The sequence below is a fragment of the [Mycobacterium] manitobense genome (genome assembly GCF_025821665.1).
GTDB classification, from domain to species: domain Bacteria; phylum Actinomycetota; class Actinomycetes; order Mycobacteriales; family Mycobacteriaceae; genus Mycobacterium; species Mycobacterium arseniciresistens.
Genome location: NZ_JACKSJ010000062.1, coordinates 84,675 through 107,732, shown reverse-complemented (window position 1 = coordinate 107,732; position 23,058 = coordinate 84,675). Strand labels below are relative to the sequence as shown.

The window sequence follows — 23,058 nt, the reverse complement described above, 5'->3', positions numbered from 1 at the left end:
GTTCTGGCCTGCTGCGTGCAAAGGTCTAGAGACATGACCGCCGAAACGGAACCGGCGCCGCGGCGCAGCCGTGGCGACCGGCAGCGCGACGCGATCGTCGTCGCCGTCCGGGAACTGCTCGAGGAGAGATCGTTCGCCGATCTGTCCGTCAGCACCATCAGCGAGCGGGCCGGTGTCGCCCGGTCGGGCTTCTACTTCTACTTCGACTCGAAGTACGCCGTGCTGGCGGTGATCGTCGCCGACGCGATGGCCGAACTCGACAAGCTCACCCACGACTTCGCGCCAAGGGAGGCCGGGGAGTCACCATCGGAGTTCGCCAAGCGCATGGTCGGTTACGCGGCCGCGGTGTTCGCCAGCAACGATCCGATCATGCGGGCCTGCACGCTGGCGCGGAACACCGACGCACAGATCCGCGAGATCATGAACGACTTCGAGGACGGCGTGATCGACAAGATCGTCGGCCTCGTCCGGTCGGACGGCGGTGCCCGCCCCATCACCGACGACCTGCCGGCCCTCGTCCGCACACTGACCGCCACGACGGCGCTGACGTTGTCGCACGACAGCGGCTTCGTCGGTCGCGGTACCGACCCCGCGCGAGGGGTCGACGTCGTGATCCGGTTGTGGCTCAACGCGCTCTGGGGCGGAACCGCCGATCTGGGCTGACGGTAGGGTCACCGCCATGGCGCGAAGCAGTGGTTTCGACGGCAGGCGTTGTCTGATCACCGGGGCCGCAAGCGGCATCGGCCGGGCCACCGCACTGCGGCTGGCGGCCGAAGGCGCCGAACTCTTCCTCACCGACCGCGACGAGTCCGGCCTGGAGACCACGGTCGCCGACGCCAGAGCGCTCGGCGCCAGGGTGCCCGCGCACCGGGCACTCGACATCTCCGACTACGACGCGGTCGCCGCGTTCGCCCGCGACGTCCATGCCGATCACCCGCCGATGGACGTGGTGATGAACATCGCGGGGGTGTCGGCGTGGGGCACCGTCGACCGGCTCACCCACCAGCACTGGAAGTCGATGGTCGACATCAACCTGATGGGGCCCATCCACGTCATCGAGACCTTCGTCCCGCCCATGGTGGCGGCCCGGCGCGGCGGGCACCTGGTCAACGTCTCGTCGGCCGCCGGACTGGTCGCGCTGCCGTGGCACGCCGCCTACAGCGCCAGCAAGTACGGCCTGCGCGGGCTGTCGGAGGTGCTGCGCTTCGATCTCGCCCGGCACCGCATCGGGGTGTCGGTGGTGGTGCCGGGTGCGGTGAAGACGCCGCTGGTGCAGACGGTGCAGATCGCCGGCGTCGACCGCGACCATCCGAACGTGGCCCGCTGGACCGGCCGGTTCGCCGGACATGCGGTCTCGCCCGAACACGTCGCCGACCGGATCCTGCGTGGCGTGCGGCGCAACCGGTATCTGATCTACACCTCACCGGACATCCGGGCGCTCTACATGTTCAAGCGCACCATGTGGTGGCCGTACAGCGTGGCGATGCGTCAGGTGAACGTGCTCTTCAGCCGGGCGTTGCGGCCGGGCCTGCTGCCGCGGGACTAGCGACCGCCCCAGTGCCACGGCGGCGTGTCGAGCATGCCGAGGCTCTCGACGCGGGTCTCCCCGAAATCCTTGTGCAGGCGGATCTCCGTCGCGGGGGCGCCGGCATCGGCGTCGGCGACGGGCACCGCCTCCAGCACGTCGAGCACGCCCCCCGAGTGGGTGACAACCACGACCTGGGTCTTGTCGGCGGCAGTGCGGATCAGCCGGGCCAGCGGGCGAACCAGGTCCGGGTGCAGCGAGGTCTCCGGTTCGTTGAGCACCATCAGCGACGGCGGCTGGGGGCTGAGCAGAGCGGCGGCCCACAACAGGAATCGCAGTGTGCCGTCCGACAATTCGGCAGAGCGCAGCGGCCGCAGCATGCCGCGCTGGTGGAGTTGCAGGTCGAACAACCCGTCGGAGACCGCCACCGAGACCGTCGAGCCGTCGAACGCATCGCCGACCGCCCGCTGCAGGTCGTCGAGCCCCGCCTCGATGATCGTCTGCACCGCCGCGGCGACATCGCTGCCGTCGTCGGACAGCACCGGGGTGCGCGTGCCGACCTGCGGGCGGCGGGCGGCGGAGCCGGCGTCGACCCGGAACCCATCGTAGAACCGCCAGCCGCGCAACCGGTCCCGGACGGCGGCGAGTTCCGGGTGGGCGCCGGGGTGGGCGTATTCGGCCAGCAGGCTGCGGTAGGGCGGCAGCGACCGGGACAGTTCGTCGAAGCCGCGGCCCGACTCCGATGCGGCCTCGGCGTAGTCGCGGGTGCGTCGGACCAGCGTTGAGGCATCCCGTGCGACGGGGCCGGCGAATACGGCCTCGCGTTTGATCTCGGGGTCGCGCCCGAACTGCGACCTGTGGCCGGGGTCCTGGGGCAGCCCGAGGTCCACCAGATAGCCGAAATCATCTGCCGCATAGCCGAGTTCGAGGGAAACCGGCCCGGTTCGCACGGTTCCTTCCGTCCGGCCGGTCCGGCGGGCGCCACCGAGTTGCTCGGGCCCGGCCCAGAGCGCCGACTGGAGCCCGCCCTCGCGGGCCAGCGAGCCGATCACCTCGCCACGGCCGCAGTCGGCGAGCAGGCGCAGCGCCCGATAGAGCGACGACTTGCCGGTGCCGTTCGCGCCGGTGACGACGGTCAGCGCGGACAGCGGGAGGACGACATCGCGCAGCGACCGGTATCCGCGCACAGCGACCGTCGTCAGCATGGTGTGCACGCTATGGGCCGCCACCGACAGGCACGCCGGGTGCCGCCGCGGCCGACGGCATCGCCAGCTCCAGCCGCACGCCGAGCAACCGCACGGGCCGGTCCAGCTCGAACTGCCCGAGCAGCCCCAGCGCCGTCTGCGTGATCTGGGCCGGGTCGTTGCCCGGCGCGGCGAGTTTGCGGATCTTGGTTCGGGTGTAGAAGGTGCTGGTGCGCACCGTGACCGCCACCCGGGTCACCACCCGGCCCTGCGCGGTCACCTCGTCGAGGGTGCGGCGGGCGAGATCGGCCACGGCCGAGTCGATCTCGGCGCGGTCGGTGAGGTCGTCGGCGAAGGTGACGACATGGCTGCGCGAGCGCGCCACCCACGGTTCGGCGGTCACGGTGGTGTCCCCGCCACCCTTGGCCAGCAACAGGATCCACAGTCCGGTGGTCGGTCCGAACGCGGCGGTGAGCACGGTGGCGTCGGTGGCGGCCAGGTCCGCGACGGTCTCGATGCCCATCCCGAGCAGCTTCTTGGCGGTCTTCGGGCCGACGCCCCACAGTGCGTCGACCGCCCGGTCACCCATCACCGCCATCCAGTTGGCGTCGGTGAGGGTGAACACCCCGCCGGGCTTGCCGAAGCCGGTGGCCACCTTCGCGCGCTGCTTGTTGTCGCTGATGCCCACCGAACAGGCCAGTCCGGTGTGGGCCGCGATGCCGGCGCGGATCCGCTGCGCCAGCTCATGCGGGTCGAGCGTGCCGTCCGGGTCCTCGACGCCGACGTAGGCCTCGTCCCAGCCCCACACCTCGACCGGGTGGCCGAAGTCCCGCAGCAGGCTCATCACCTCGTCGGACGCCGCGTCGTAGGCGTCGGTGTCGAGCGGCACGAACACCGCCTCCGGGCACTTGCGGGCCGCTGCGCGCAGCGGCATACCGGCGCGGATCCCGAACGCGCGGGCGGGATAGGACGCACACGTGACGACCTTGCGCGCCTCGGTCGGGTCACCGTTGCCGCCGACGACCAGCGGCAGGCCGGCGAGGCCGGGGTTGCGGCGGATCTCGACGGCAGCCTGGAACTGGTCGAGGTCGACGTGCAGCACCCAGTGCATCAGGTGCCGCACAGCTTGCGCGCCACGGCCTCCCACGCATCGCCGAGCGTGTCGAGCGTGTGGCCGAGGTCGGCGAGCTGGTGTTCCACGTAGTCGGCGTCGAGGAGGCCGAGCAGGGCATCGGCCTGGGCGTTGAGGTCGCCGGTGGTGCCCGCCGCGTCGAGCAGCATGCGCACGTGCGTGCGGTGCAGGGTGGCCGGCGCGTTGAAGCGGGTCTGCGGGTCCCGCGCCGCGTCGGACAGCAGCGCGTGGTGGGTGTGGACGAACCGCAACCGGCTGCGTCCGTAGGCGAGCAACCGCTCGAGCGGCGGCGCCCCGGGGCCCAGCGGCGGCGGGCCGAACAGGAAAGCCTGCTGTTCGGTCTTCTCGTCCTCGTCGAGCAGCACGATCATCAGGCCGGCCCGGCTGCCGAACCGGCGGAACAGCGTGCCCTTGCCCACGCCTGCGGCGGCCGCCACGTCGTCCATGCTCACCGCGTCCGCGCCCCGTTCGGCGATGAGGTCGCGCGCGGCGTCGAGCAGCAGGGCACGATTGCGGGCGGCATCGCCTCGCTCCTGCGGCGCCTGCTGCGGCAGCGGCGGCGGGGGTTGCGTCGCGGGCATGCCCTCACTTTAAATCAGCGGGATGAAATCGGACTGCAGTCCGGTTCAACTGTGTGAAGATCCGTCTGGACGAATGAAGGGGTGCACATGTCGGATATCAAGGTGATCGTTCTGGTGGGGAGTCTGCGCGCGGCGTCGATCAACCGTCAGATCGCCGAGCTCGCCGTGGAGGCGGCTCCGCAGGGCGTGACGCTGGAGTTGTTCGACCGGCTGGGTGAGCTGCCGTTCTACAACGAGGACATCGACAACGACGACGTGGTCGAACCCGTAGTGGCGCTGCGGCGCGCGGCCGCCGAGGCCGACGCGGCGCTCGTCGTCACGCCCGAATACAACGGGAGCATCCCGGGAGTGCTCAAGAACGCGATCGACTGGCTGTCGCGGCCGTTCGGTGACAGCGCACTCAAGGGCAAGCCGCTGGCCGTGGTCGGCGCTGCGCTCGGGCAGTACGGCGGCGTGTGGGCGCACGACGAGACCCGCAAGAGCTTCGGCATCGCCGGGCCGCGGGTGGTGGAGGACCTCAAGCTCTCGATTCCGGCGAAGTCCCTCGACGGCAGGCACCCGCGGGAGAACGCCGAGGTCGCGGCGAGCCTGCGCGACATCGTCGGCAAGCTGGTCGCCGAGGTCGGCTGAGGCCGCTACTGCCGGGGGCGCGGCCGCAGCGCGTGGTCGCGGTAGCGCTGCCAGCTGTCGAACGCGTCGCCGGCCGAATCGGGTTCGAGGAACACGCCGCTGCCGAGTGCGCGGGCGTCGAACCGTGCCGCCAACGCCATGGCGAGGTTCGCCGCGTCGCCCCCGCCGCGGAACATCAGGGTGAAGCCGTTGACGGGTGCGTCGTCGGGCTCTCGTAGCGACGTCTCTACCGAGAAGCCGTCCCCGGTGCCCTGGCCCCAGCCGTCGGAACCCCAGGCCATGTCGGCGACCAGGGCGTCGATCGCGGCACGGACCTCCCCGGCCGTCCCGATGTCCTCTGGATGCCAGTCCGCCGGTATCTCCGCCGGCGTGGTGACGTGCTTCGGGAACCTCATGACGAACACGTCCCAACTCATGGTTCCAACCTAAACGGGTCGGCGGACGTGGCCGATCACCAAACCGGCGCGCCCGTCGGCGTTTGCTGGAGCGCCTCGGACGTTGCCCCGGTGCCGGGCCGTTGTCGGTGCCCGGTGGTAGACATCTCCCATCTTGCGACACGCGGCGCGTCATCGGGCGCGACACGCCGAGACTGCGGCTGTGCGTGGGCTTACGACCTGGGAATTCCAGAAATGTTATTCAGAACATCTGGTATCCCCTGGCTTTGTCGGACACCAGGTGTAGTGTCTTGCACACCGACAGACCCCACGGTTCTCCAGGTCGGCCGGAGCGCAGAATCCAGTGGTCAGAGCATTTCGGCACCACCGGTCGAGCACCCCGGGCGTCCAGGAATTTTGTGAGTCTGCGGGTCGCTGAACTAGAGCGATATGCAGTCTCCGTTCCGTTGCCAGTCCGTTCGCCTCACCACCCGTCACACGCCCGAGGAGCCGTCAATGACCGTCACCGTTTACACCAAGCCGGCTTGCGTGCAGTGCAACGCCACCTACAAGGCGTTGGACAAGCAGGGCATCGCGTACGAGACGGTCGACATCAGCCTCGACAGCGAGGCCCGCGACTACGTCATGGCCCTGGGCTACCTGCAGGCGCCCGTCGTGGTGGTCGGCAACGACCACTGGTCGGGCTTCCGCCCCGATCGCATCAAGGCGCTCGGCGGAGCGGTCGCGGCGACGGCCTGACGGGGCTATCCGCGAGGCAGGAAGGAGGGCGACTCGATCATGACCGGCAACATCGTGTACTTCTCCAGCGTCTCGGAGAACACGCACCGGTTCGTCGAGAAGCTCGGCCTGCCCGCCACGCGGATCCCGCTGCGTGAGCGCATCCAGGTCGACGAGCCCTACGTCCTGGTGCTGCCGACCTACGGTGGCGGGCACGCCAACGGTCCGGATCCCGATCACGGGGGCTACGTCCCCAAACAGGTGATCGCCTTCCTCAACAACGAACACAACCGGTCGTTGATCCGCGGCGTCATCGCCGCGGGCAACACCAACTTCGGCGCCGAGTTCGGCTACGCGGGGGTCGTCGTCTCCCGCAAGTGCGCCGTCCCGTACCTCTACCGTTTCGAGCTCATGGGCACCACGGACGACGTCTTCGCCGTCCGCGCGGGCCTGGAAGACTTCTGGAAGGACCAGACGTGTCACCAACCGTCACTGCAGAACCTGTAACCACCGGCGTGCACGCGCTTCCGGGCGAGACGGACTACCACGCGCTCAACGCGATGCTGAACCTGTACGACAAGGACGGCAAGATCCAGTTCGACAAGGATCGGGAAGCCGCGAACCAGTACTTCCTGCAGCACGTCAACCAGAACACGGTCTTCTTCCACAATCAGGACGAGAAGCTCGACTATCTGGTCCAGAAGGAGTACTACGAGCGCGAGGTGCTCGACCAGTACTCGCGCAACTTCGTCAAGACGCTGCTGGATCGGGCCTACGCCAAGAAGTTCCGCTTCCCGACGTTCCTCGGCGCGTTCAAGTACTACACCTCCTACACGCTGAAGACCTTCGACGGGAAGCGCTACCTGGAGCGGTTCGAGGACCGCGTGGTGATGGTGTCCCTGACGCTGGCCGCCGGTGACACGGCGCTGGCCGAGAAGCTCGTCGACGAGATCATCGACGGCCGTTTCCAGCCGGCCACCCCGACGTTCCTCAACTCGGGCAAGAAGCAGCGCGGCGAGCCGGTGTCCTGCTTCCTGCTGCGCATCGAGGACAACATGGAGTCCATCGGGCGCTCCATCAACTCGGCACTGCAGCTGTCCAAGCGCGGTGGCGGGGTGGCGCTGCTGCTGTCCAACATCCGCGAGCACGGCGCCCCGATCAAGAACATCGAGAACCAGAGCTCGGGCGTCATCCCGATCATGAAGCTGCTCGAGGACTCGTTCTCCTACGCCAACCAGCTCGGCGCGCGCCAGGGTGCGGGCGCGGTGTACCTGCAGGCCCACCACCCCGACATCTACCGCTTCCTGGACACCAAGCGCGAGAACGCCGACGAGAAGATCCGGATCAAGACGCTGTCACTCGGCGTGGTGATCCCGGACATCACGTTCGAGCTGGCCAAGAAGAACGAGGACATGTACCTGTTCTCGCCGTACGACGTGGAACGCGTCTACGGCGTGCCGTTCGCCGACATCTCGATCACCGAGAAGTACTACGAGATGGTCGACGACGCGCGGATCCGCAAGACCAAGATCAAGGCCCGCGAGTTCTTCCAGACCCTGGCCGAGCTGCAGTTCGAGTCCGGCTACCCGTACATCATGTACGAGGACACCGTGAACCGGGCCAACCCGATCGAGGGCAAGATCACGCACAGCAACCTGTGCTCGGAGATCCTGCAGGTGTCCACGCCGTCGGAATTCAACGATGACCTGTCGTACAAGAGGATCGGCAAGGACATCTCGTGCAACCTCGGGTCGCTGAACATCGCCAAGGCGATGGACTCCCCGGACTTCGCGCAGACCATCGAGGTGGCGATCCGCGGGCTCACCGCCGTGTCCGACCAGACGTCGATCACGTCGGTGCCGTCGATCGAGCAGGGCAACAAGGAGTCCCATGCGATCGGCCTCGGGCAGATGAACCTGCACGGCTACCTCGCCCGTGAGCGGATCCACTACGGCTCCGAAGAGGGCGTCGACTTCACCAACATGTACTTCTACACGGTGCTCTACCACGCGCTGCGGGCGTCGAATCGCATTGCGATCGAACGCGGTACGAAGTTCGGCGGGTTCGAGAAGTCGAAGTACGCGTCGGGGGAGTTCTTCGACAAGTACACCGACCAGGTGTGGGAGCCGGCCACCGAGCGGGTGCGTCAGCTGTTCGCCGACGCCGACATCCGCATCCCCAACCAGGACGACTGGAAGCGGCTGAAGGAGTCGGTGCAGACGCACGGCATCTACAACCAGAACCTGCAGGCCGTCCCACCGACGGGGTCGATCTCCTACATCAACCACTCGACGTCGTCGATCCACCCGGTCGCGTCGAAGATCGAGATCCGCAAGGAAGGCAAGATCGGTCGCGCCTACTACCCGGCGCCGTACCTGACCAACGACAACCTGGAGTACTACCAGGATGCGTACGAGATCGGTTACGAGAAGATCATCGACACCTACGCCGCGGCCACCCAGCACGTGGATCAGGGCTTGAGCCTGACGCTTTTCTTCAAGGACACGGCCACCACCCGCGACGTGAACAAGGCGCAGATCTACGCCTGGCGCAAGGGCATCAAGACGCTGTACTACATCCGCCTACGCCAGATGGCGCTGGCGGGCACTGAGGTGGAAAATTGCGTCAGCTGCATGTTGTGACGCAGGGTCTCCGGCCAGTTATGGCACGCAAATTGCAAATATGCGTGCAGTAACTGGCCGTCGGCCGACTAATGCTCGCGAGAATGACCTAGATCGAAAGTAAATTCATCTTGGATCTCCAGTACGTAGTCGAATTTGACTGCCTCTGGTCCGCCGCGACAAGCGGTTCGTCACCGCAGGCGGTATTCGACCGAGTGATGGAGCATGTGGCCGAGTGGGTTGGCCGCGGAGCACAAGGAATCGACGCGGCTGCGCTGCTTTCGTCAGAGGGCGCCGCCGAAGCAGAGTACGTCGATGACGTTCGTCGGTACGTCAGGTCAATTTCATGGCGTCCGCTCATAGTCGGCGATATACGATGCGTCCAATGTCGCCTTCAGCAACCGATCCAAGGGTCGGAGATCGCAACCTTCGTCGTTGAGCTGATCGCCTTCGCTGATGACAGCCGTGCGGTCGTGCGGGTCGAGATGGGTCGCGACACACAAGGTATTTTGCGTCCGGCGACGGTGGACGAAGTGCGACGGCCGGGCATTGTCAAAGCTCTTCTGTTCGATGACGAAATAACTCTTCGTCGGCGGGGTCAGGTTGTCACAGGCAGGCCTGTCAAGATTGGTCTGAGACAAGAAGTCGACGCGGTGCATGGAGCGTTGAGCGAGCTCTACCGGCTCCCGGTACTTCTGGTCGACGCGCGCGGAACTGGTGCCTACAAGTTCGCACAACAAGCGGCACGCGAACTTGCCGGACTGCTGCAAGTCGTGCTGGTGGGCGGTGAAGCGATTCCGGCTCTCAATGACAAAGTCGAAGACTACGGCGTCCAAATCCCACTTCGCGGGGCCGCTCTCGTGTGGCCTGACGTTGCCACGGTCAAGCGTCACCCGATCTTCACGACTTCGGAGATCGATGACGGCTGGCAGGGCGCCGAAGAGTTTCGCCACGGTGTGAACAGATTAGTCGGCACCTTGATGCGAATGCTGGGCTCGCTGTCGGTCGCCGCAGCAGGCCCGAATCTTCTCCAACAGCGCGCAAGCCGGGCCGTCACAGAATCGCGCCGTCTTCAGCGAGAAGATCAGCTGCGCGAGAGTATTCGGAGGGCAAGCGCGGCGGCTACGCACACCGAGCAGATTGCGCAATTGCAAGAGGCCCTCCGTGACCAGAAGCAACAGAATGATGACCTGTACGAGTATCTGGCCGAGACAGAAGCTCGTTACGAAAAAGCAATGGCCGACCAGCAACAGGCGTTCACCGCTGCGCTTGGCGACCAGTACAGAAGGCTTCCGACGGTATCGATTGCTCAGGAAGGCCATCAAAAGGATTGGGCATTGGCGCCCGACTTACTTGATGGAGAGTTGCAGACTCTCGCGGAGTTCTTGACCGACATCTCGGAGGGCGCGATCGTATTCACCGACGGCAGTTTTCGATCATGGAAGACAAGTAGCTATCCGCACCCACCGAAGATGCGAGATCAGCTCGTGAGCCTCGCCCGCGCGGCTGTCGATTGGCGCGAGAAGGATGCGGTGATTGGCGGCCGAATTAAGGATTGGTTTCAACACGAACACTCGCTAGTTGTGTCGGTCATAGACGAAGAATTGGAGAAGCGCGGCGAGGACGAGTTCCTGTACGAAGGCAAAAAGTACAGCCGAGTCCCGCATCTGAAGGTGGACGATCACACAACGCCGAACCAAGTAGGACGTGTCTACTTCGCTCTAGACAGCGAGGAGCGCAGATTCATAGTTGACCACGTCGGACTTAAGCTCTACGGGCTCAAGTAGTTCATACCTGCTTGGCAATTGATCACGATTGTTCCGCCACTGACGGGTGAACATGCATTTGTAAGATGTCCACTGCGCGACATCCCGCTCAGTCGCGGGGCGCCCCAACAGTCATTTAGCGCGACGCCGACACCGTAAACTCCGGTAATCCGGTCCGGTCGCGGTGCAGATCAGCCCGTCACCTGTCCTGCGTCGCAGCCCTAAGGGAAGGTCTGCCACCCGATGCAGATGTGGCCCTCCTGTCGAACATTCGAAGCGTGTTATCGGCGACGGCGTCGCTCAGCTCTCGCGAGCCTGATCCTCGTGCAGCGCCTTGATGCGTCGCTCCTCGCGCAGCACGCTCTGGTAGCTCTCGCGCTCGGCGACCAGCCACTCGGGCTTCTCCTCGAGCAGCGCATTGATCTGCTCGGTGGTCAGCGCCTCGGTGACGCCGCCGCGCGCGAGGCCCGCGATCGAGACGCCGAGCTTGGCTGCCACCAGGTTCTTCGGGTGCGGCCCGTTCTTGCGGAGGTCCTTGAGCCACTGTGGCGGGTCCGCCTGCAGCGCGGCGATTTCGGCGCGGGTGATCGGGTTCGCCTGGAATTCCGCGGGCGTCGCGGGGAGGTACACGTCCAGCTTCCTCGCCGCCGTGGCGGGTTTCATGGACTGTGCGTTCGCCCTGCTCATGGTGCAAGCCTATCGGTAGCCTGATGCGGTGGATCCGGCCTCGCTCACCCTCGGTTACGTCCCCGGTGGGACGCCCGCGAAGTGGGCCCGGATCTGGGCGGAGCGCCACCCCGACGTCCCGCTGCAGTTGCGCATCGTCGCCGCGGCGGACGCGGCCGCCGAAGTCAGGCAGGGCGCCCTCGACGTGGCGGTGCTCCGGCTGCCGGCCGAGACGTCCGGGCTTGCCGTCATCCCGCTCTACGAAGAGACCACGGTCGCCGTGGTGCCGACCGATCACATACTCACGGCCGCCGACGAGATCACCGCCGCGGATCTCGACGGTGAGCCCACGTTGGTCCCACGCGACGACGTCCTGGGCTGGGCGGACGCACCCGGCGCCCCGGTTGATCACCGGCCCGAGACCACTGGGGAGGCAATCGAACTCGTCGCCGCCGGGATCGGCGCACTCCTGGTTCCGCAGTCGCTGGCGCGGCTCCACCACCGCAAGGACCTCACATACCGCTCGATCACCGACGCGCCGACGTGTCCGGTGGCGCTCGCCGTCCGGGAGGGCCCGCAGCCGGTGCTGGTCCAGGAGTTCATCGGGATCGTGCGGGGCCGCAAACCCGGTTCGTCGCGGACGCAGGACCAGCCGGCACCGAAACGCACCGCACGGGAGAAGACTCTCGCCAAACAGGCGGCCCGCGCCGCCGCCGGAAAAGTCGCCCGCAAGCCGGGCCGGGCCGCGCGCGGGCGCCGCTGATAACCCCGTGCCCGCTTCAGTCGATCAGGTCCGACCAGAACTCGACATGGGGTGCGGCGACCGGGGACTGCGCAGCGTCGGGGTCGACGAGGGACTCGATGTACTCCGCGACGTCCCGGCCCACAACGGTGACATCGGCCTGGACCACCGACAACACGGGCGCGCCCGACGAGCCGGCACCGGCAGGCAGGTAGTGGTTCCCATGCAGCGGCAGCAGCCGGGGCGCGCGCGCCAACTCGTAATTCGCCGTTCGCAGCGCATGTTTCATGCTGGCGGGCCGCTGCCCCCACGCGGGCGGCCAGAATGCACTCCACTCCACCGCGAACAGGATCCCGTCGAGCGGCAGTCGCAGCCGCTTGTGCAGACTCCGGCGACCTTCGCTGCGCCAGTCCGGCCACGTCGGGCCCACCGGTAGCCCCGCGGCGAGGAACGCCCGGTGGTCGTCGGCGAACGTGAAGCCCAACGCCTGCTCGACATCCGCGAGCTCGCCGTCTGTCAGGCCCTGTTCGACGGTCACCACACCGGCGGCGGCCAGTCGAGCCGCCGCGGTCAACTCAGTGCACCTTCGAGTTTGACCAGCCTGCCGTGCTCGTCGAACTCGGCGGCAGAAGAATTGCCGGTCACCGGATCGCTGAGATCAGCGCGGTCCCAGTTCTCGCTCCAATCGATCGCCCAGCCGGACATCACGGCGAGACCGTGTACAGCGTTGCGGTGGTCGTCGATCAAACCGGTCCCCAGCGCCATCGGTGCGCGGGCCAGGAAGCGGTGATCGATGCGGGGTCTGGCGAAGTCGAGGTCACCGAGCAGGAGCACGGCGAGCGTGCCGCCATCGACAGGGACGACTGAGGTGAGCCCACCGCCGGTGACCGCTGACACCACGGCGCTGATCTCCTGTGCGACATCTTCAGCGGTGTCGTAGGGATCCCAGCCGTCGGGAAGCGGCACCTCGTCGTTCAGCAGGCTCGGCAGATTCTCCGCGCGTCCGTGATCGAGGATCCTCTGTGCGCCGACACCACCCCCGCGCGGCTGCGCACGCCCCCACATCATGCTCTGGGGGCCGGGCGCAACAGTGGCCATCAACTCGACCGAAGTGGAGATCGTCGCGCCCGAGGCGCGGCCGGTGAAGACAAGAGCATCCGCGTCCAGGTCCGCCGACCAGTCGAATTCACCATCCAGCCGCTGCTTTACGCCCTCGTTCATCAACATTTGCGACAGCAGCGCGTACAACGCCCCGGAGTCGTGAAGCGCGCGCAGGTCGTCGAATGCGATGGCCATGTACAGAACACTAAAGGCGTTCGAGAGCACGGTGGGACGCCAATGTGACGCCCTCGCTGTGGGCGCTTGCCGCACCCGCGACGAGGAAAAGCGCTTGCAAACGGAAATTGCATTCGCGCCGCTCGCGCTGAGCGGTATCGATCTTGGCTCCCGCCGGTGTCTACTGTTCTTTCCACAGGGAGGGGAGCCCATGCCATCGTGCCGGGGATTTGCTGTACGAGGTCTCATGGTGGCGGCCGCTGCGGCCGCGATCCTGGGCGGCGCGCCGATGGCGAGTGCGCAACCCTTCGAGCCTGCCATCGATTGTGGCCCGCTGGAGCCGGACGAGTCGCCGCGGACCCCCTCGCATCAGCAGATCTGCGACGAGCGCCAGCAGAAGCAGCAACAGCCCGGCCTCCCCGAAGTTCCCGACCTGCCGCAGAACCAACCGCAGCAGGCGCCGCAAGCGGCGCCGCCGGACAATCCCAACGGCGTCGATCTCGCCGACAAGAACTGTTGGGTCGTCCGCGGTGTGCCGACCATGTGGTCGCCTGCATTGGTCAGCGCTCCTGGGGAGCAGAACTGGCCGTGCTACTACGTCTACGGGCTCACACCGCACTGACCGTCTGCTGAGGCTTCACCGCGCAGTTCGTCCAGCAATCGTCCGGCATCGTCGTTGAGGTCGCGGTGCCGGACATCGACCGCGATGCCCGGCTTGACGCCGGCGAGCGCAGGCAGCAGATGGTTCATCACCTGTTCGGCGGTCGCGGGCATCCGGCGTCCGCGTGCGGTCACCTTGGCCCACCGCTCGCCGTCGCGGAAGTAGTGCTCCACACCGGAATCGAAGCGCAGCGTCACGAGATAGCAGTCGTTGGTGAGTCGCATGCCCGGCACGTTAGCCGCTCACCAGTCGTCGCCGGGCTGCCCCGGTAGGTAGGAGCCGATCGACCACTGCCGGCCCTCCGGGTCGAGGAGTTCGACGCGGTGATTGCCCCATGGCGTGGTCTCCGGCGGGATGAGCACCGTGGTTCCGGCGGCCCTTGCGCGGTCGTGGATCGCGTCGACGTCGGCGGCGTCGACCACCACGTACAGCCCGGAGCCGACACAGTCGCCCTTGACGGCCGGGACGTCGTATCCGCGGTCGTCGCGCTGGATGCACACCACCGCGTCGCCGCGTCTGAGCTCGGCATGGGCGACGTGGCCGGCGTCGCGGAAGCTGCGCACGACGTCGAACCCGAGAACCTTGGTCACCCAGTCGACCATCGCGTCCGGGTCGCGGTAACAGATGAAGGCGGTCAACTGCGCTGCGGTCACAGAAAAGGTCTACCGAAAGAGTCCGACACGAAGAACGCCGAGTGTGGACCATGCACGGAGAACGTGCCTGGGTCCACACTCGGCGGCGCCGATGAATCGGCGGGGCGGAAACTTCGGGGTCAGTACTTGTGCTGCGGGCCCTGCGCCTTCTTGTACAGCGACTTCAGCATGCGATCGCGGAAGAGCGCGTTGTCGATCAGCTTGATGCCGTTGTTCGCGACGGCGGGAATGCCGGCCAGCTTGTGGAAGTAGCGGCCGCGCTTGTACTCCCGGCCCCACGCGGCTTCCATCCTGTTGGCGTAGTTGGTGAAGTCGTCGGGGCCGCCGTTGGTCAGCGCGGCGATGGCGCATTCGCCCGCGGCGAGCCCGGACTCCAGCGCCTTGGAGATGCCAGCGCCGGACGCCGGCTTGCCCGCACCCAGCGAGTCGCCGGTGAACAGCACGCCCGGCCGCCACGGCGGCCACGCGGTGAAGCCCATCGGCAGTCGCCACGCCCGGACGCTCTTGTTCTTCTTGAGCTCCTCGATCGGCGGCAGGTCCCACTCGCGCGGCAGCGTGCGGAGGAACTCGCCGAGGAACTGGGTGGCGTTGATCGACTGCCAGTTCTTGTAGCTGTTGACGTAGCCCAAGCCGATGTTGAAGATGCCGTCGCCCATCGGGAACACCCAGCCGTAGCCCGGCAACTGGTCGCCTTGGAAGGCCAGCTTGAGGTAGATGTCGAGCGAATCGGAGTCCGGCCGGTTGGCGTGCATCTCCGACCGGATCGCGATGGCCTGGTACCCGTTGTACTGCGAGTCGATCTTCAGCGCCCGCTTGATGGGGGAGTAGGCACCGTCGGCCGCGATCACCGCGTCGCCGTAGACCTTCTCGCCGCCCTTGAGCACCACGCCGATGACCCGGCCGTTGGCGTCGACCTCGGGTCCGGTGACCTCGGCGCCCTGCCGGACCTCGGCGCCCGCGGACTCCGCGTGCTTGAGCAGCACCGTGTCGAGGTGGGTGCGGCTCACAGTGTGGCCGTGGTCGGGCATGCCGGGCCGCGTCGGGAAGGACAGTTCCCATTGGCTGGGGCTGAACACCGTGACCCGGTTGACCCGGTGGTAGGTGGCCACCTCGTCGGCCAGGCCCATCTTCTGCAGGTAGCTGACCGCGCGGGCGGTCAGGCCGTCGCCGCACGGCTTGTCGCGCGGGAACTCGGCCTTGTCCAGGACCACGACCTTCGCACCGGTCTGGGCGGCCTGCCAGGCGGCGGCCGAACCCGACGGTCCACCGCCGGCGATCACCAGGTCGTATCGCTGCGTCATACTTCTCGTCTCGTCGATTGAGCTGTCGCAGAGATAGTACCCAAGTCGGTGGAACCGTTCTCCCCGGGCGAACCGCAGGCCAGCGGCGGTAAGGAATGCGTCACACGTCGCCTATGAGCAGGTCAGCGGCTACGAGGCGGGTACAGTGAGCCCGTGCGACGAGGGTCGAGGTCACGCACCGGTGACGAAACGGGCGCCAAGGTGGACGCTCGTAGCGAACGCTGGCGCGAACACCGCAAGAAAGTGCGGTCGGAGATCGTCGACGCCGCGTTCCGGGCGATCGACCGGTTGGGCCCCGATCTGAGCCTGCGTGAGATCGCCGAGGAGGCCGGCACGGCCAAGCCCAAGATCTACCGCCACTTCGCCGACAAGTCCGACCTGTTCCAGGCGATCGGCCAGCGGCTGCGGGACATGCTGTGGACGGCGATCTTCCCGTCGATCGACCTGAACTCCGACCCGGGTCGCGAGATCATCCGGCGCAGCGTCGAGCAATACGTGCGACTGGTCGACGAGCACCCCAACGTCATCCGCTTCCTGATCCAGGGCCGCTTCGCCGAGCAGAGCGAATCGACCATGCGCGCGCTCAACGAGAGCCGCGAGATCACCGTGGCGATGGCCAGCATGTTCGACAAGGAACTGCGCGAGATCGAGCTGGACGCCGACGCGCTGGAACTGGCCGCCTACGCCGCCTTCGGCTCGATCGCCTCGGCCACCGACTGGTGGCTCGGCCTCGGCGTCGACACCCCGCGTCGGATGTCGACCGACGACTTCGTGGCGCATCTGACCACGATCATGGTCGGCGCGATCGGCGGCACCTGCGACCTGCTCGGCATCAAACTCGACCCTGATCTGCCGCTGCACGAGGGCGTCCGGCGCCGCGAGAACGTCGCCTGAACGACACGCCGCAAACCCAATATCTTGGGTTCCCTCGAGGTGTCGGCCACTACGAGTAGTGTCGCTAGTGGCTATAGAGCGGCTATAGCGGACGTGCGAAAAGCCTGGTGAAGTGGGGTTCTGGTGAGCGATGGCATGAAGTTGATCGACCGCGTCTCGGCGATCAACTGGAACCGGGTGCAGGACGAGAAGGACGCCGAGGTCTGGGACCGGCTGACCGGTAACTTCTGGCTGCCGGAGAAGGTCCCGGTGTCCAATGACATCCCGTCCTGGAACACGCTCAACGCCCACGAGAAGCAGTTGACGATGCGGGTCTTCACCGGCCTGACCCTGCTTGACACCATCCAGGGCACCGTCGGCGCGGTCAGCCTGATCCCCGATGCGCTCACCCCGCACGAGGAGGCGGTGTACACCAACATCGCGTTCATGGAGTCGGTGCACGCGCGCAGCTACAGCAACATCTTCTCGACGCTGTGCTCGACCGCCGACATCGACGACGCGTTCCGGTGGTCGGAGGAGAACGCGAACCTGCAGCGCAAAGCCGAGATCGTCATGCAGTACTACAAGGGCGACGAGCCGCTCAAGCGCAAGGTGGCCTCCACGCTGCTCGAGAGCTTCCTCTTCTACTCCGGCTTCTATCTGCCGATGTACTGGTCGAGCCGGGCCAAGCTGACCAACACCGCCGACATGATCCGGCTGATCATCCGCGACGAGGCCGTGCACGGCTACTACATCGGCTACAAGTTCCAGCGCGGTCTGGCCCTGCACGACGAGGCGACCAAGGCCGAACTCAAGGACTACACCTACGAGCTGCTGTTCGAGCTCTACGACAACGAGGTCGAGTACACCCAGGACCTCTACGACGAGGTGGGGCTGACCGAGGACGTCAAGAAGTTCCTTCGCTACAACGCCAACAAGGCGTTGATGAATCTCGGCTACGAGGCGCTGTTCCCGCGGGACGAGACCGACGTGAACCCGGCGATCCTGTCGGCGCTGAGCCCCAACGCCGACGAGAACCACGACTTCTTCTCCGGGTCCGGCTCCAGCTACGTCATCGGTAAAGCCGTCGTCACCACCGACGAGGACTGGGACTTCTAGCGCAGGCTTTATAGCGCGCACGACGGCGTTCCGCCGGCAAACGACGAAACGCCCGAAATCGGCCATCTGGAGCTACGGGTCGTGGAAGCATCACGTCCCGACAAGGATGTCGACTCGAATCGGGATGACCATGGTTGGAGCATTCCTCGCGGCGTCGGCGGCAGTGATCGCCGTGACCGCGTATCCCCTCGCCGCGCACGCGGGCGCCGCCGACGGTGACCAGGTGGTTCGCGTCCAGGACGGCAAGCTCAGATGCCTCATCAGCACCGATGACGTCCCGCGGGGCGGCGGGCCGATGGCGGTGTGCGGGTTGACGAACGGCCGGCCGTTCGGCACGTCACCGGCGGTCGCCCCCTATATTCCGCAGCAAAGCCTCGCCGTGGTCCGCGGCACCGGCGAGAGATTCTGGTTCAGCGGGACGCTTCCTCCCGCAGACGGCGACGTCGTGCTGGGTCCCCGTGAGACCTACCGCGTGAACGGCTGGACGATCCGCAACGACCCCTTCAAGGCGTACATCGTCAACGACTTCTACGAGCACGGGATGACGATCAACGAGACGGAGATGCGTCAGATCTGACCGACGCCGTCCCGGCCGCCTGGTAGCCGGCCGTGAGCCAGTACACGGTGCGGTCGAGGCTGGGGAGGATGTCGGTGATCGCGATCTCGCCCGCCGCGAACCGGCCGAGCAGTCCGTAGATCACGGTGGACAGAATGGTCTCGAGATCGCGGACGAAGGCGTCGTCGACGCCGGCGAGCACCTGCATGAACGACGGAACGGTGATGTCGAGACCGCGCCGGAAGATCTGCTGTCCGCGCGGCGCGGCGCGAGCCCGGAAGAACGCCGTCAGCATCGCCGGGTGGTGCTCCCACGGCTCGAAGATGGTGCGCAACACCCGCATCATCCCGTCGTAGACCGACTCGCCGGGTGCGGGACTCTGATGCACCAGGCCCGAGTACCGATGCTCGTCCATCCATGAGTGCAGCGCCGCGATGATCAGTTCGTCGCGGTTCGGGTAGCGCTTGTAGATGGTGGCGAGTGACGTCCGGCTGCGACGGGCGACCTCGCGCAACTGAACCGCGTCATAGCCTTCGGTCTCGAGCAGTTCGGCGACGGTGTCCAGGATGGCGTCCCGGTTCTCGGCGCGTCGGCCGTCACTGCTTTCCGTGCTGGCCACCTGATGAACACCTCCCTTGCCGTCGGCGGGTAACGCGGTTACTGTACCCGGTGTAACACGGTTACTCACGTCACACCGCCTTCGGTGTGTGACCAGCGCAATGGAGCGGATACATGGGTTCTCTGGACGGCAAGGTCGCATTCATCACGGGCGTCGCCCGCGGCCAAGGGCGCAGTCACGCCGTGCGCCTCGCGGCAGACGGCGCCGACATCATCGGTGTCGACATCTGCGCCGACATCGCGTCCAACGGCTACCCGATGGCCAGCCGCGAAGAACTCGACGAGACGATCGCGCTCGTCGAGCGAGCCGGGGGCAAGATGCTCGGGTCGGTCGCCGACGTCCGCGACTACGCCGCCGTCGACGCGGCGCTCACCGCGGGCGTGCAGCACTTCGGCCGCCTCGACATCGTCTGCGCCAACGCGGGTATCGCGATCATGGCGTTCCGCGAACTGACCATCGAGGAAGAACTCGAGCAGTGGACCGACGTGCTCGACGTCAACCTGGTGGGCGCGTTCCACACCGCGAAGGCCGCGATTCCGCACCTGATCGCCGGCGGCCGGGGCGGGTCGATCGTCTTCACCAGTTCCACCGCGGGCCTTCGCGGGTTCGGCGGCCTGCAGGGCGGTGGCCTCGCGTACGCCGCGTCAAAGCACGGCATCGTCGGGCTCATGCGAACGCTGTCCAATGCGCTTGCCTCCGAGAGCATCCGGGTCAACACAGTGCACCCGACCGCGGTGAACACGATGATGGCGGTGAACCCGGCGATGACGTCGTTCTTGGAGAACTATCCGGGCGGCGGCCCGCACCTGCAGAACCCGATGCCGGTCGGACTGCTCGAACCCGAGGACATCAGCGCGGCGATCGCCTATCTGGTGTCCGACGCGGCCAAGTACGTCACCGGGGTCACGTTCCCGGTGGACGCCGGCTTCTGCAACAAGTTGTAGGCCGCGATGACGTCAACACCCGGGCGGGTCGCGGGCAAGCGGGTCCTGATCGCCGGCGCGGCCCGCGGCATGGGCCGCAGCCACGCGGTGCGGCTGGCCGAAGAAGGCGCCGATCTCATCCTCGTCGACATCTGCGCGTCGCTGCCCGAAGTCGAGTATCCGCTGGCGACCCGCCACGACCTCGAGGAGACCGCGCGCCTGGTCGAGAAGCACGGCAGGCGCGCGGTGACCCACGTGGTCGACGTGCGCGACGCCGCTGCGCTGGCGGCCGCCGTGGCCGACGGCGTCGCGGAACTCGGCGGGCTGGACGCATCGGTAGCCAACGCGGGCGTGCTGACCGTGGGCACCTGGGACACCACCACGCCCGAGCAGTGGCGCACCGTCGTCGACGTGAACCTGATCGGAACATGGAACACGTGTGCTGCCGCGCTGCCACACCTGGTCGACCACGGCGGCAGCCTGATCAACATAAGCTCGGCGGCCGGGCTGAAGGGCACGCCGCTGCACACGCCGTACACCGCGTCCAAGCACGGCGTGGTGGGGCTGAGCCGGGCACTCGCCAACGAGCTTGCAGCACAGAACATCCGGGTGAACACCGTGCACCCGACCGGGGTCGAGACGGGCATGCAGCCGGCGTCGCTGCACGGCCTGCTCGCCGAGGCGAGGCCCGATCTCGTGCCGATCTTCCTCAACGCCATGCCGATCGTGATGGCCGAGGCGATCGACATCAGCAACGCGGTGCTGTTCCTGGCTTCCGACGAATCCCGCTACGTGACCGGCCTCGAGTTCAAGGTCGACGCGGGCGTCACCCTGCGATGAGTGGAGACATCAGATGACGACGACGGGCACCGAACGCTCGACCCGCGGCAGGCACGCGTTCTCCGACGTGATGACCTTCACCGCCCCCGACGACATGACCCCCGCATCCATCGGCCTGGTCGACTTCGTCTTCGGCGAGGTCTGGGACCGGCCGGGACTCAGCCGCCGGAACCGGCGGTTCGTCACGCTGCCCTGCGTCGCAGCCGCCGACGCCGAGGGCCCGTTGCGCGACCACGTCTACGCCGCACTCAACAGCGGTGATCTGACGATCACCGAGATGCGGGAGACCGTATTGCATTTCGCTGTCTACAGCGGCTGGCCGAAGGCCTCGCGGTTCAACATGGTCGTCGACGAGCAGTGGGAACGCATCCACCGCGAGCGCGGATCGCAGACCCCGCAACCGGACCCGCTGCTCCCACTGGTGACACCGAGCGATCCGCTGGACCGCCTCGCGAGCGGCGAACAGGCCTTCCGCGACGTCAACTGCGTGCCGTATGTGCCCACGCGTGACAACCCCTACTCCGGTGCGGGCATCCTCAACTTCGTCTTCGGTGAGATGTGGCAGCGCCCGGGACTGGGCATGAGGGAACGTCGCTTCGTCACCGTCGCATGTGTGGCGTTTCAGGACGCGCCGTATCCGATCCTGAGCCACGTCTACGCTGCCTTGAAGAGCCGGGACATCACGTTCACCGAAATGGATGAGCTGGCACTGCAATTCGCCGCCTACTACGGCTGGGCGAAGGCCTCGCAGCTCAACGACGAGATCGGACGGCAGAAGGAGCGGGTGCTCGAGGAGTGGCGGACCGAAGGGGGCGTGCCGCAGTGAGCACCGCCCTCTCGCTGCCCAGCGGTCTGCTGATCGACGGCGAACCCGTCACCCAGTCCTCCGGCGGCCGCCACGAGCACATCTACCCCGCCACCGGTGAGCCCAATGCCACCGTGACCCTCGCGGGTGCGGCCGAGATGGACCGCGCCGTCGCCTCCGCCTGGGAGGCGCACCGCGCCTGGATGTCGCTGACCGTGGACCGGCGTCGCGACCTCATGGTCGACCTCGCCGACGTCGTGCGCGACCACCTCGACGAACTCGCCCTGCTCAACGTGCACGACTACGCGGTGCCGGTGTCGTTCGCAGGCACTGCGCGGATGCTCGAGTGGTTCATCCGTCACTTCGCGGGCTACGCCGACAAGCCGCACGGCACCAGTTCGCCGGTCAACGGGTCGTTCGACGTCAACCTCATCGAGCGGGAACCCTACGGCGTGGTCGCGGTGATCACTCCGTGGAACGGTGCGCTGGCGGTCGCCGCGTCGTGTGTCGCGCCGGCGCTTGCCGCGGGGAACGCCGTGGTGCTCAAGCCCTCCGAGCTCGCGCCGATGGCTGCGCTGCGGTTCGGCGAACTCTGCATCGAGGCGGGCCTGCCGCCGGGTCTGGTCAACGTCGTCCCGGCCGGCGCCGAGGGCGGGGAGGCGCTGGTCCGCCACCCCGGCATCCGCAAGGTCCATTTCACCGGTGGCGACGCCACGGCACGGCGGGTGCTCGTCGCCGCCGCGGCGAACCTGACGCCCGTGGTCGCCGAACTGGGCGGCAAGTCCGCGAACGTCGTCTTCTCCGACGCCGACCTCGATCAGGCCGCAGCGTTGGCGGCCCATCAGGGACCGCTGATGCAGTCCGGCCAGAGCTGTGCGTGCGCCAGCCGCGTGCTGGTCCACGATGCGGTGTACGACGTGTTCCTCGACAAGTTCCTCGCAGCGGTAGCCGCGGCCAAGATCGGTGACCCGCTGGACCCGACGGTGTTCTTCGGCCCGGTCATCAGCGCCACCGCGGCTGACCGCATCCTCGGCGTCATCGGGGATGCGGTGGCGCAGAAGTCGGGTGAGCTGCTGCTCGGCGGCACCCGGATCGGCGGCGGCCTCGCGCCGGGCTACTACATCGAACCGACCGTCTTCGGCGACGTCGACAATGCCTCCGCGCTCGCACAGACCGAGACGTTCGGCCCGGTGGTCTCCGTCATCCGCTTCCGCGACGAAGCCGAGGCGCTGCGCCTCGCCAACGACACCCCCTACGGGCTGAACGCATTCGTCCACACCCGCGACCTCACCCGCGCCCATCGCGTCGCCCGGCGGCTGGAGGCGGGTTCGGTGTGGATCAATCAGCTGAGCATCATCTCGCCGCAGGGACCCTACGGCGGTTACAAGAGAAGCGGGTTCGGCCGCACGGGTGGCGTCGACGGCCTCCACGAGTTCATGCAGGTGAAGAACATCCGCATCGGCATGGGCTGAGC

Annotated in this window: 27 protein-coding genes; 16 read left to right on the top strand and 11 right to left on the bottom strand. The window is 67.0% G+C overall.

Going from position 1 to position 23,058, the window contains the following annotated elements:
- Nucleotides 1-33: 33 nt before the first annotated feature.
- Nucleotides 34-663 carry a TetR/AcrR family transcriptional regulator gene (locus tag H7I41_RS07955; protein ID WP_264012030.1) on the top strand — a complete coding sequence of 210 codons (630 nt, stop codon included), beginning with the start codon at nucleotides 34-36 and terminating at the stop codon, nucleotides 661-663.
- A 16-nt stretch (nucleotides 664-679) separates the two neighbouring features.
- Entirely contained in the window at nucleotides 680-1,546 is an 867-nt protein-coding gene (locus tag H7I41_RS07950) for an SDR family oxidoreductase (protein WP_264012029.1), read from the top strand.
- Here H7I41_RS07950 and H7I41_RS07945 read toward each other — a convergent pair.
- Genes H7I41_RS07945 through H7I41_RS07935 form a run of 3 tightly spaced genes read right to left on the bottom strand, consistent with a single transcriptional unit; the run spans nucleotide 1,543 to nucleotide 4,422 of the window.
- On the bottom strand, nucleotides 1,543-2,730 hold the full coding sequence (locus H7I41_RS07945; RefSeq protein WP_264012027.1) for an AAA family ATPase: 1,188 nt from the start codon (nucleotides 2,728-2,730) through the stop codon (nucleotides 1,543-1,545). The two genes, H7I41_RS07950 and H7I41_RS07945, sit on opposite strands and share 4 nt — an antisense overlap.
- Nucleotides 2,731-2,740: 10 nt before the next feature.
- Entirely contained in the window at nucleotides 2,741-3,820 is a 1,080-nt protein-coding gene (locus tag H7I41_RS07940; protein WP_264012026.1) for a DNA polymerase IV, read from the bottom strand.
- Complete coding sequence (locus H7I41_RS07935) at nucleotides 3,820-4,422, bottom strand: TetR/AcrR family transcriptional regulator (RefSeq protein ID WP_264012025.1); 603 nt, start codon at nucleotides 4,420-4,422, stop codon at nucleotides 3,820-3,822. The genes H7I41_RS07940 and H7I41_RS07935 overlap by 1 nt, the downstream gene beginning before the upstream one ends.
- A gap of 87 nt (nucleotides 4,423-4,509) precedes the next feature.
- Here H7I41_RS07935 and H7I41_RS07930 point away from each other — a divergent pair, with 87 nt between their 5' ends.
- Complete coding sequence (locus H7I41_RS07930) at nucleotides 4,510-5,052, top strand: NADPH-dependent FMN reductase (protein ID WP_264012024.1); 543 nt, start codon at nucleotides 4,510-4,512, stop codon at nucleotides 5,050-5,052.
- Nucleotides 5,053-5,057: 5 nt separating this feature from the next.
- On the opposite strand, the gene H7I41_RS07925 is transcribed toward H7I41_RS07930, so the two are convergent.
- Complete coding sequence (locus tag H7I41_RS07925) at nucleotides 5,058-5,468, bottom strand: hypothetical protein (protein ID WP_264012023.1); 411 nt, start codon at nucleotides 5,466-5,468, stop codon at nucleotides 5,058-5,060.
- Nucleotides 5,469-5,942: 474 nt separating this feature from the next.
- Between H7I41_RS07925 and H7I41_RS07920 the strand changes: the two genes are divergently transcribed.
- The 4 genes from H7I41_RS07920 (at nucleotide 5,943) to H7I41_RS07905 (ending at nucleotide 10,572) form a co-directional block, all read left to right on the top strand.
- The gene (locus H7I41_RS07920; protein ID WP_264012022.1) at nucleotides 5,943-6,185 is read left to right on the top strand and encodes a redoxin NrdH; all 243 of its coding nucleotides are present in this window, start codon (nucleotides 5,943-5,945) and stop codon (nucleotides 6,183-6,185) included.
- A gap of 39 nt (nucleotides 6,186-6,224) precedes the next feature.
- Nucleotides 6,225-6,671 (top strand): class Ib ribonucleoside-diphosphate reductase assembly flavoprotein NrdI, encoded by a 447-nt coding sequence (gene nrdI / locus H7I41_RS07915; protein WP_264012021.1) that lies wholly within the window; start codon nucleotides 6,225-6,227, stop codon nucleotides 6,669-6,671.
- Nucleotides 6,641-8,806 carry a class 1b ribonucleoside-diphosphate reductase subunit alpha gene (gene nrdE, locus H7I41_RS07910; RefSeq protein ID WP_264012020.1) on the top strand — a complete coding sequence of 722 codons (2,166 nt, stop codon included), beginning with the start codon at nucleotides 6,641-6,643 and terminating at the stop codon, nucleotides 8,804-8,806. Before nrdI ends, nrdE begins: the two co-directional genes overlap by 31 nt.
- A gap of 110 nt (nucleotides 8,807-8,916) precedes the next feature.
- The gene (locus H7I41_RS07905; RefSeq protein WP_264012019.1) at nucleotides 8,917-10,572 is read left to right on the top strand and encodes a hypothetical protein; all 1,656 of its coding nucleotides are present in this window, start codon (nucleotides 8,917-8,919) and stop codon (nucleotides 10,570-10,572) included.
- A gap of 279 nt (nucleotides 10,573-10,851) precedes the next feature.
- Here the strand turns inward: H7I41_RS07905 and H7I41_RS07900 are convergent, their stop codons facing one another.
- Nucleotides 10,852-11,238, bottom strand: coding sequence for a DUF5997 family protein (locus H7I41_RS07900; RefSeq protein WP_264012018.1), 387 nt, complete (start codon nucleotides 11,236-11,238; stop codon nucleotides 10,852-10,854).
- Nucleotides 11,239-11,266: 28 nt separating this feature from the next.
- Here H7I41_RS07900 and H7I41_RS07895 point away from each other — a divergent pair, with 28 nt between their 5' ends.
- Nucleotides 11,267-11,980: a LysR family substrate-binding domain-containing protein gene (locus tag H7I41_RS07895; protein WP_264012017.1), complete on the top strand. Its 714-nt coding sequence runs from the start codon at nucleotides 11,267-11,269 to the stop codon at nucleotides 11,978-11,980.
- Nucleotides 11,981-11,996: 16 nt separating this feature from the next.
- Here H7I41_RS07895 and H7I41_RS07890 read toward each other — a convergent pair whose 3' ends face one another.
- Nucleotides 11,997-12,533 (bottom strand): SMI1/KNR4 family protein, encoded by a 537-nt coding sequence (locus tag H7I41_RS07890; protein WP_264012016.1) that lies wholly within the window; start codon nucleotides 12,531-12,533, stop codon nucleotides 11,997-11,999.
- On the bottom strand, nucleotides 12,530-13,255 hold the full coding sequence (locus H7I41_RS07885) for a DUF6882 domain-containing protein (RefSeq protein WP_264012015.1): 726 nt from the start codon (nucleotides 13,253-13,255) through the stop codon (nucleotides 12,530-12,532). The genes H7I41_RS07890 and H7I41_RS07885 overlap by 4 nt, the downstream gene beginning before the upstream one ends.
- A 229-nt stretch (nucleotides 13,256-13,484) precedes the next feature.
- Between H7I41_RS07885 and H7I41_RS07880 the strand changes: the two genes are divergently transcribed.
- A complete protein-coding gene (locus tag H7I41_RS07880) occupies nucleotides 13,485-13,856 on the top strand; it encodes a hypothetical protein (RefSeq protein ID WP_372503701.1) in 372 nt (123 codons plus the stop codon).
- Here the strand turns inward: H7I41_RS07880 and H7I41_RS07875 are convergent.
- From H7I41_RS07875 to H7I41_RS07865, 3 genes are all read right to left on the bottom strand, one after another.
- Nucleotides 13,835-14,119 (bottom strand): hypothetical protein, encoded by a 285-nt coding sequence (locus H7I41_RS07875; protein ID WP_264012013.1) that lies wholly within the window; start codon nucleotides 14,117-14,119, stop codon nucleotides 13,835-13,837. The two genes, H7I41_RS07880 and H7I41_RS07875, sit on opposite strands and share 22 nt — an antisense overlap.
- Before the next feature lie 18 nt (nucleotides 14,120-14,137).
- On the bottom strand, nucleotides 14,138-14,548 hold the full coding sequence (locus H7I41_RS07870; protein WP_264012012.1) for a VOC family protein: 411 nt from the start codon (nucleotides 14,546-14,548) through the stop codon (nucleotides 14,138-14,140).
- 119 nt (nucleotides 14,549-14,667) lie between these two features.
- On the bottom strand, nucleotides 14,668-15,849 hold the full coding sequence (locus tag H7I41_RS07865; protein ID WP_264012011.1) for an NAD(P)/FAD-dependent oxidoreductase: 1,182 nt from the start codon (nucleotides 15,847-15,849) through the stop codon (nucleotides 14,668-14,670).
- Nucleotides 15,850-16,002: 153 nt separating this feature from the next.
- Here H7I41_RS07865 and H7I41_RS07860 point away from each other — a divergent pair, with 153 nt between their 5' ends.
- The 3 genes from H7I41_RS07860 to H7I41_RS07850 all read left to right on the top strand — a co-directional run bounded on the left by H7I41_RS07860 (nucleotide 16,003) and on the right by H7I41_RS07850 (nucleotide 18,418).
- Entirely contained in the window at nucleotides 16,003-16,743 is a 741-nt protein-coding gene (locus tag H7I41_RS07860) for a TetR/AcrR family transcriptional regulator (protein WP_264012010.1), read from the top strand.
- Nucleotides 16,744-16,878: 135 nt separating this feature from the next.
- Entirely contained in the window at nucleotides 16,879-17,841 is a 963-nt protein-coding gene (gene nrdF / locus H7I41_RS07855) for a class 1b ribonucleoside-diphosphate reductase subunit beta (RefSeq protein ID WP_276008485.1), read from the top strand.
- A 124-nt stretch (nucleotides 17,842-17,965) separates the two neighbouring features.
- Nucleotides 17,966-18,418 (top strand): hypothetical protein, encoded by a 453-nt coding sequence (locus H7I41_RS07850; protein ID WP_264012008.1) that lies wholly within the window; start codon nucleotides 17,966-17,968, stop codon nucleotides 18,416-18,418.
- Here the strand turns inward: H7I41_RS07850 and H7I41_RS07845 are convergent.
- The gene (locus H7I41_RS07845; protein ID WP_264012007.1) at nucleotides 18,390-19,016 is read right to left on the bottom strand and encodes a TetR/AcrR family transcriptional regulator; all 627 of its coding nucleotides are present in this window, start codon (nucleotides 19,014-19,016) and stop codon (nucleotides 18,390-18,392) included. The two genes, H7I41_RS07850 and H7I41_RS07845, sit on opposite strands and share 29 nt — an antisense overlap.
- 113 nt (nucleotides 19,017-19,129) lie before the next feature.
- Here H7I41_RS07845 and H7I41_RS07840 point away from each other — a divergent pair, with 113 nt between their 5' ends.
- From H7I41_RS07840 to H7I41_RS07825, 4 genes are read left to right on the top strand one after another with little or no spacing between them, the layout of a single operon-like run.
- On the top strand, nucleotides 19,130-19,960 hold the full coding sequence (locus tag H7I41_RS07840) for a mycofactocin-coupled SDR family oxidoreductase (protein ID WP_264012006.1): 831 nt from the start codon (nucleotides 19,130-19,132) through the stop codon (nucleotides 19,958-19,960).
- A 6-nt stretch (nucleotides 19,961-19,966) separates the two neighbouring features.
- Complete coding sequence (locus H7I41_RS07835) at nucleotides 19,967-20,779, top strand: mycofactocin-coupled SDR family oxidoreductase (RefSeq protein ID WP_264012005.1); 813 nt, start codon at nucleotides 19,967-19,969, stop codon at nucleotides 20,777-20,779.
- 13 nt (nucleotides 20,780-20,792) lie between these two features.
- Nucleotides 20,793-21,605, top strand: coding sequence for a carboxymuconolactone decarboxylase family protein (locus H7I41_RS07830; RefSeq protein ID WP_264012004.1), 813 nt, complete (start codon nucleotides 20,793-20,795; stop codon nucleotides 21,603-21,605).
- On the top strand, nucleotides 21,602-23,056 hold the full coding sequence (locus H7I41_RS07825) for an aldehyde dehydrogenase family protein (protein WP_264012003.1): 1,455 nt from the start codon (nucleotides 21,602-21,604) through the stop codon (nucleotides 23,054-23,056). Before H7I41_RS07830 ends, H7I41_RS07825 begins: the two co-directional genes overlap by 4 nt.
- The last annotated feature ends 2 nt before the right edge of the window (nucleotides 23,057-23,058 follow it).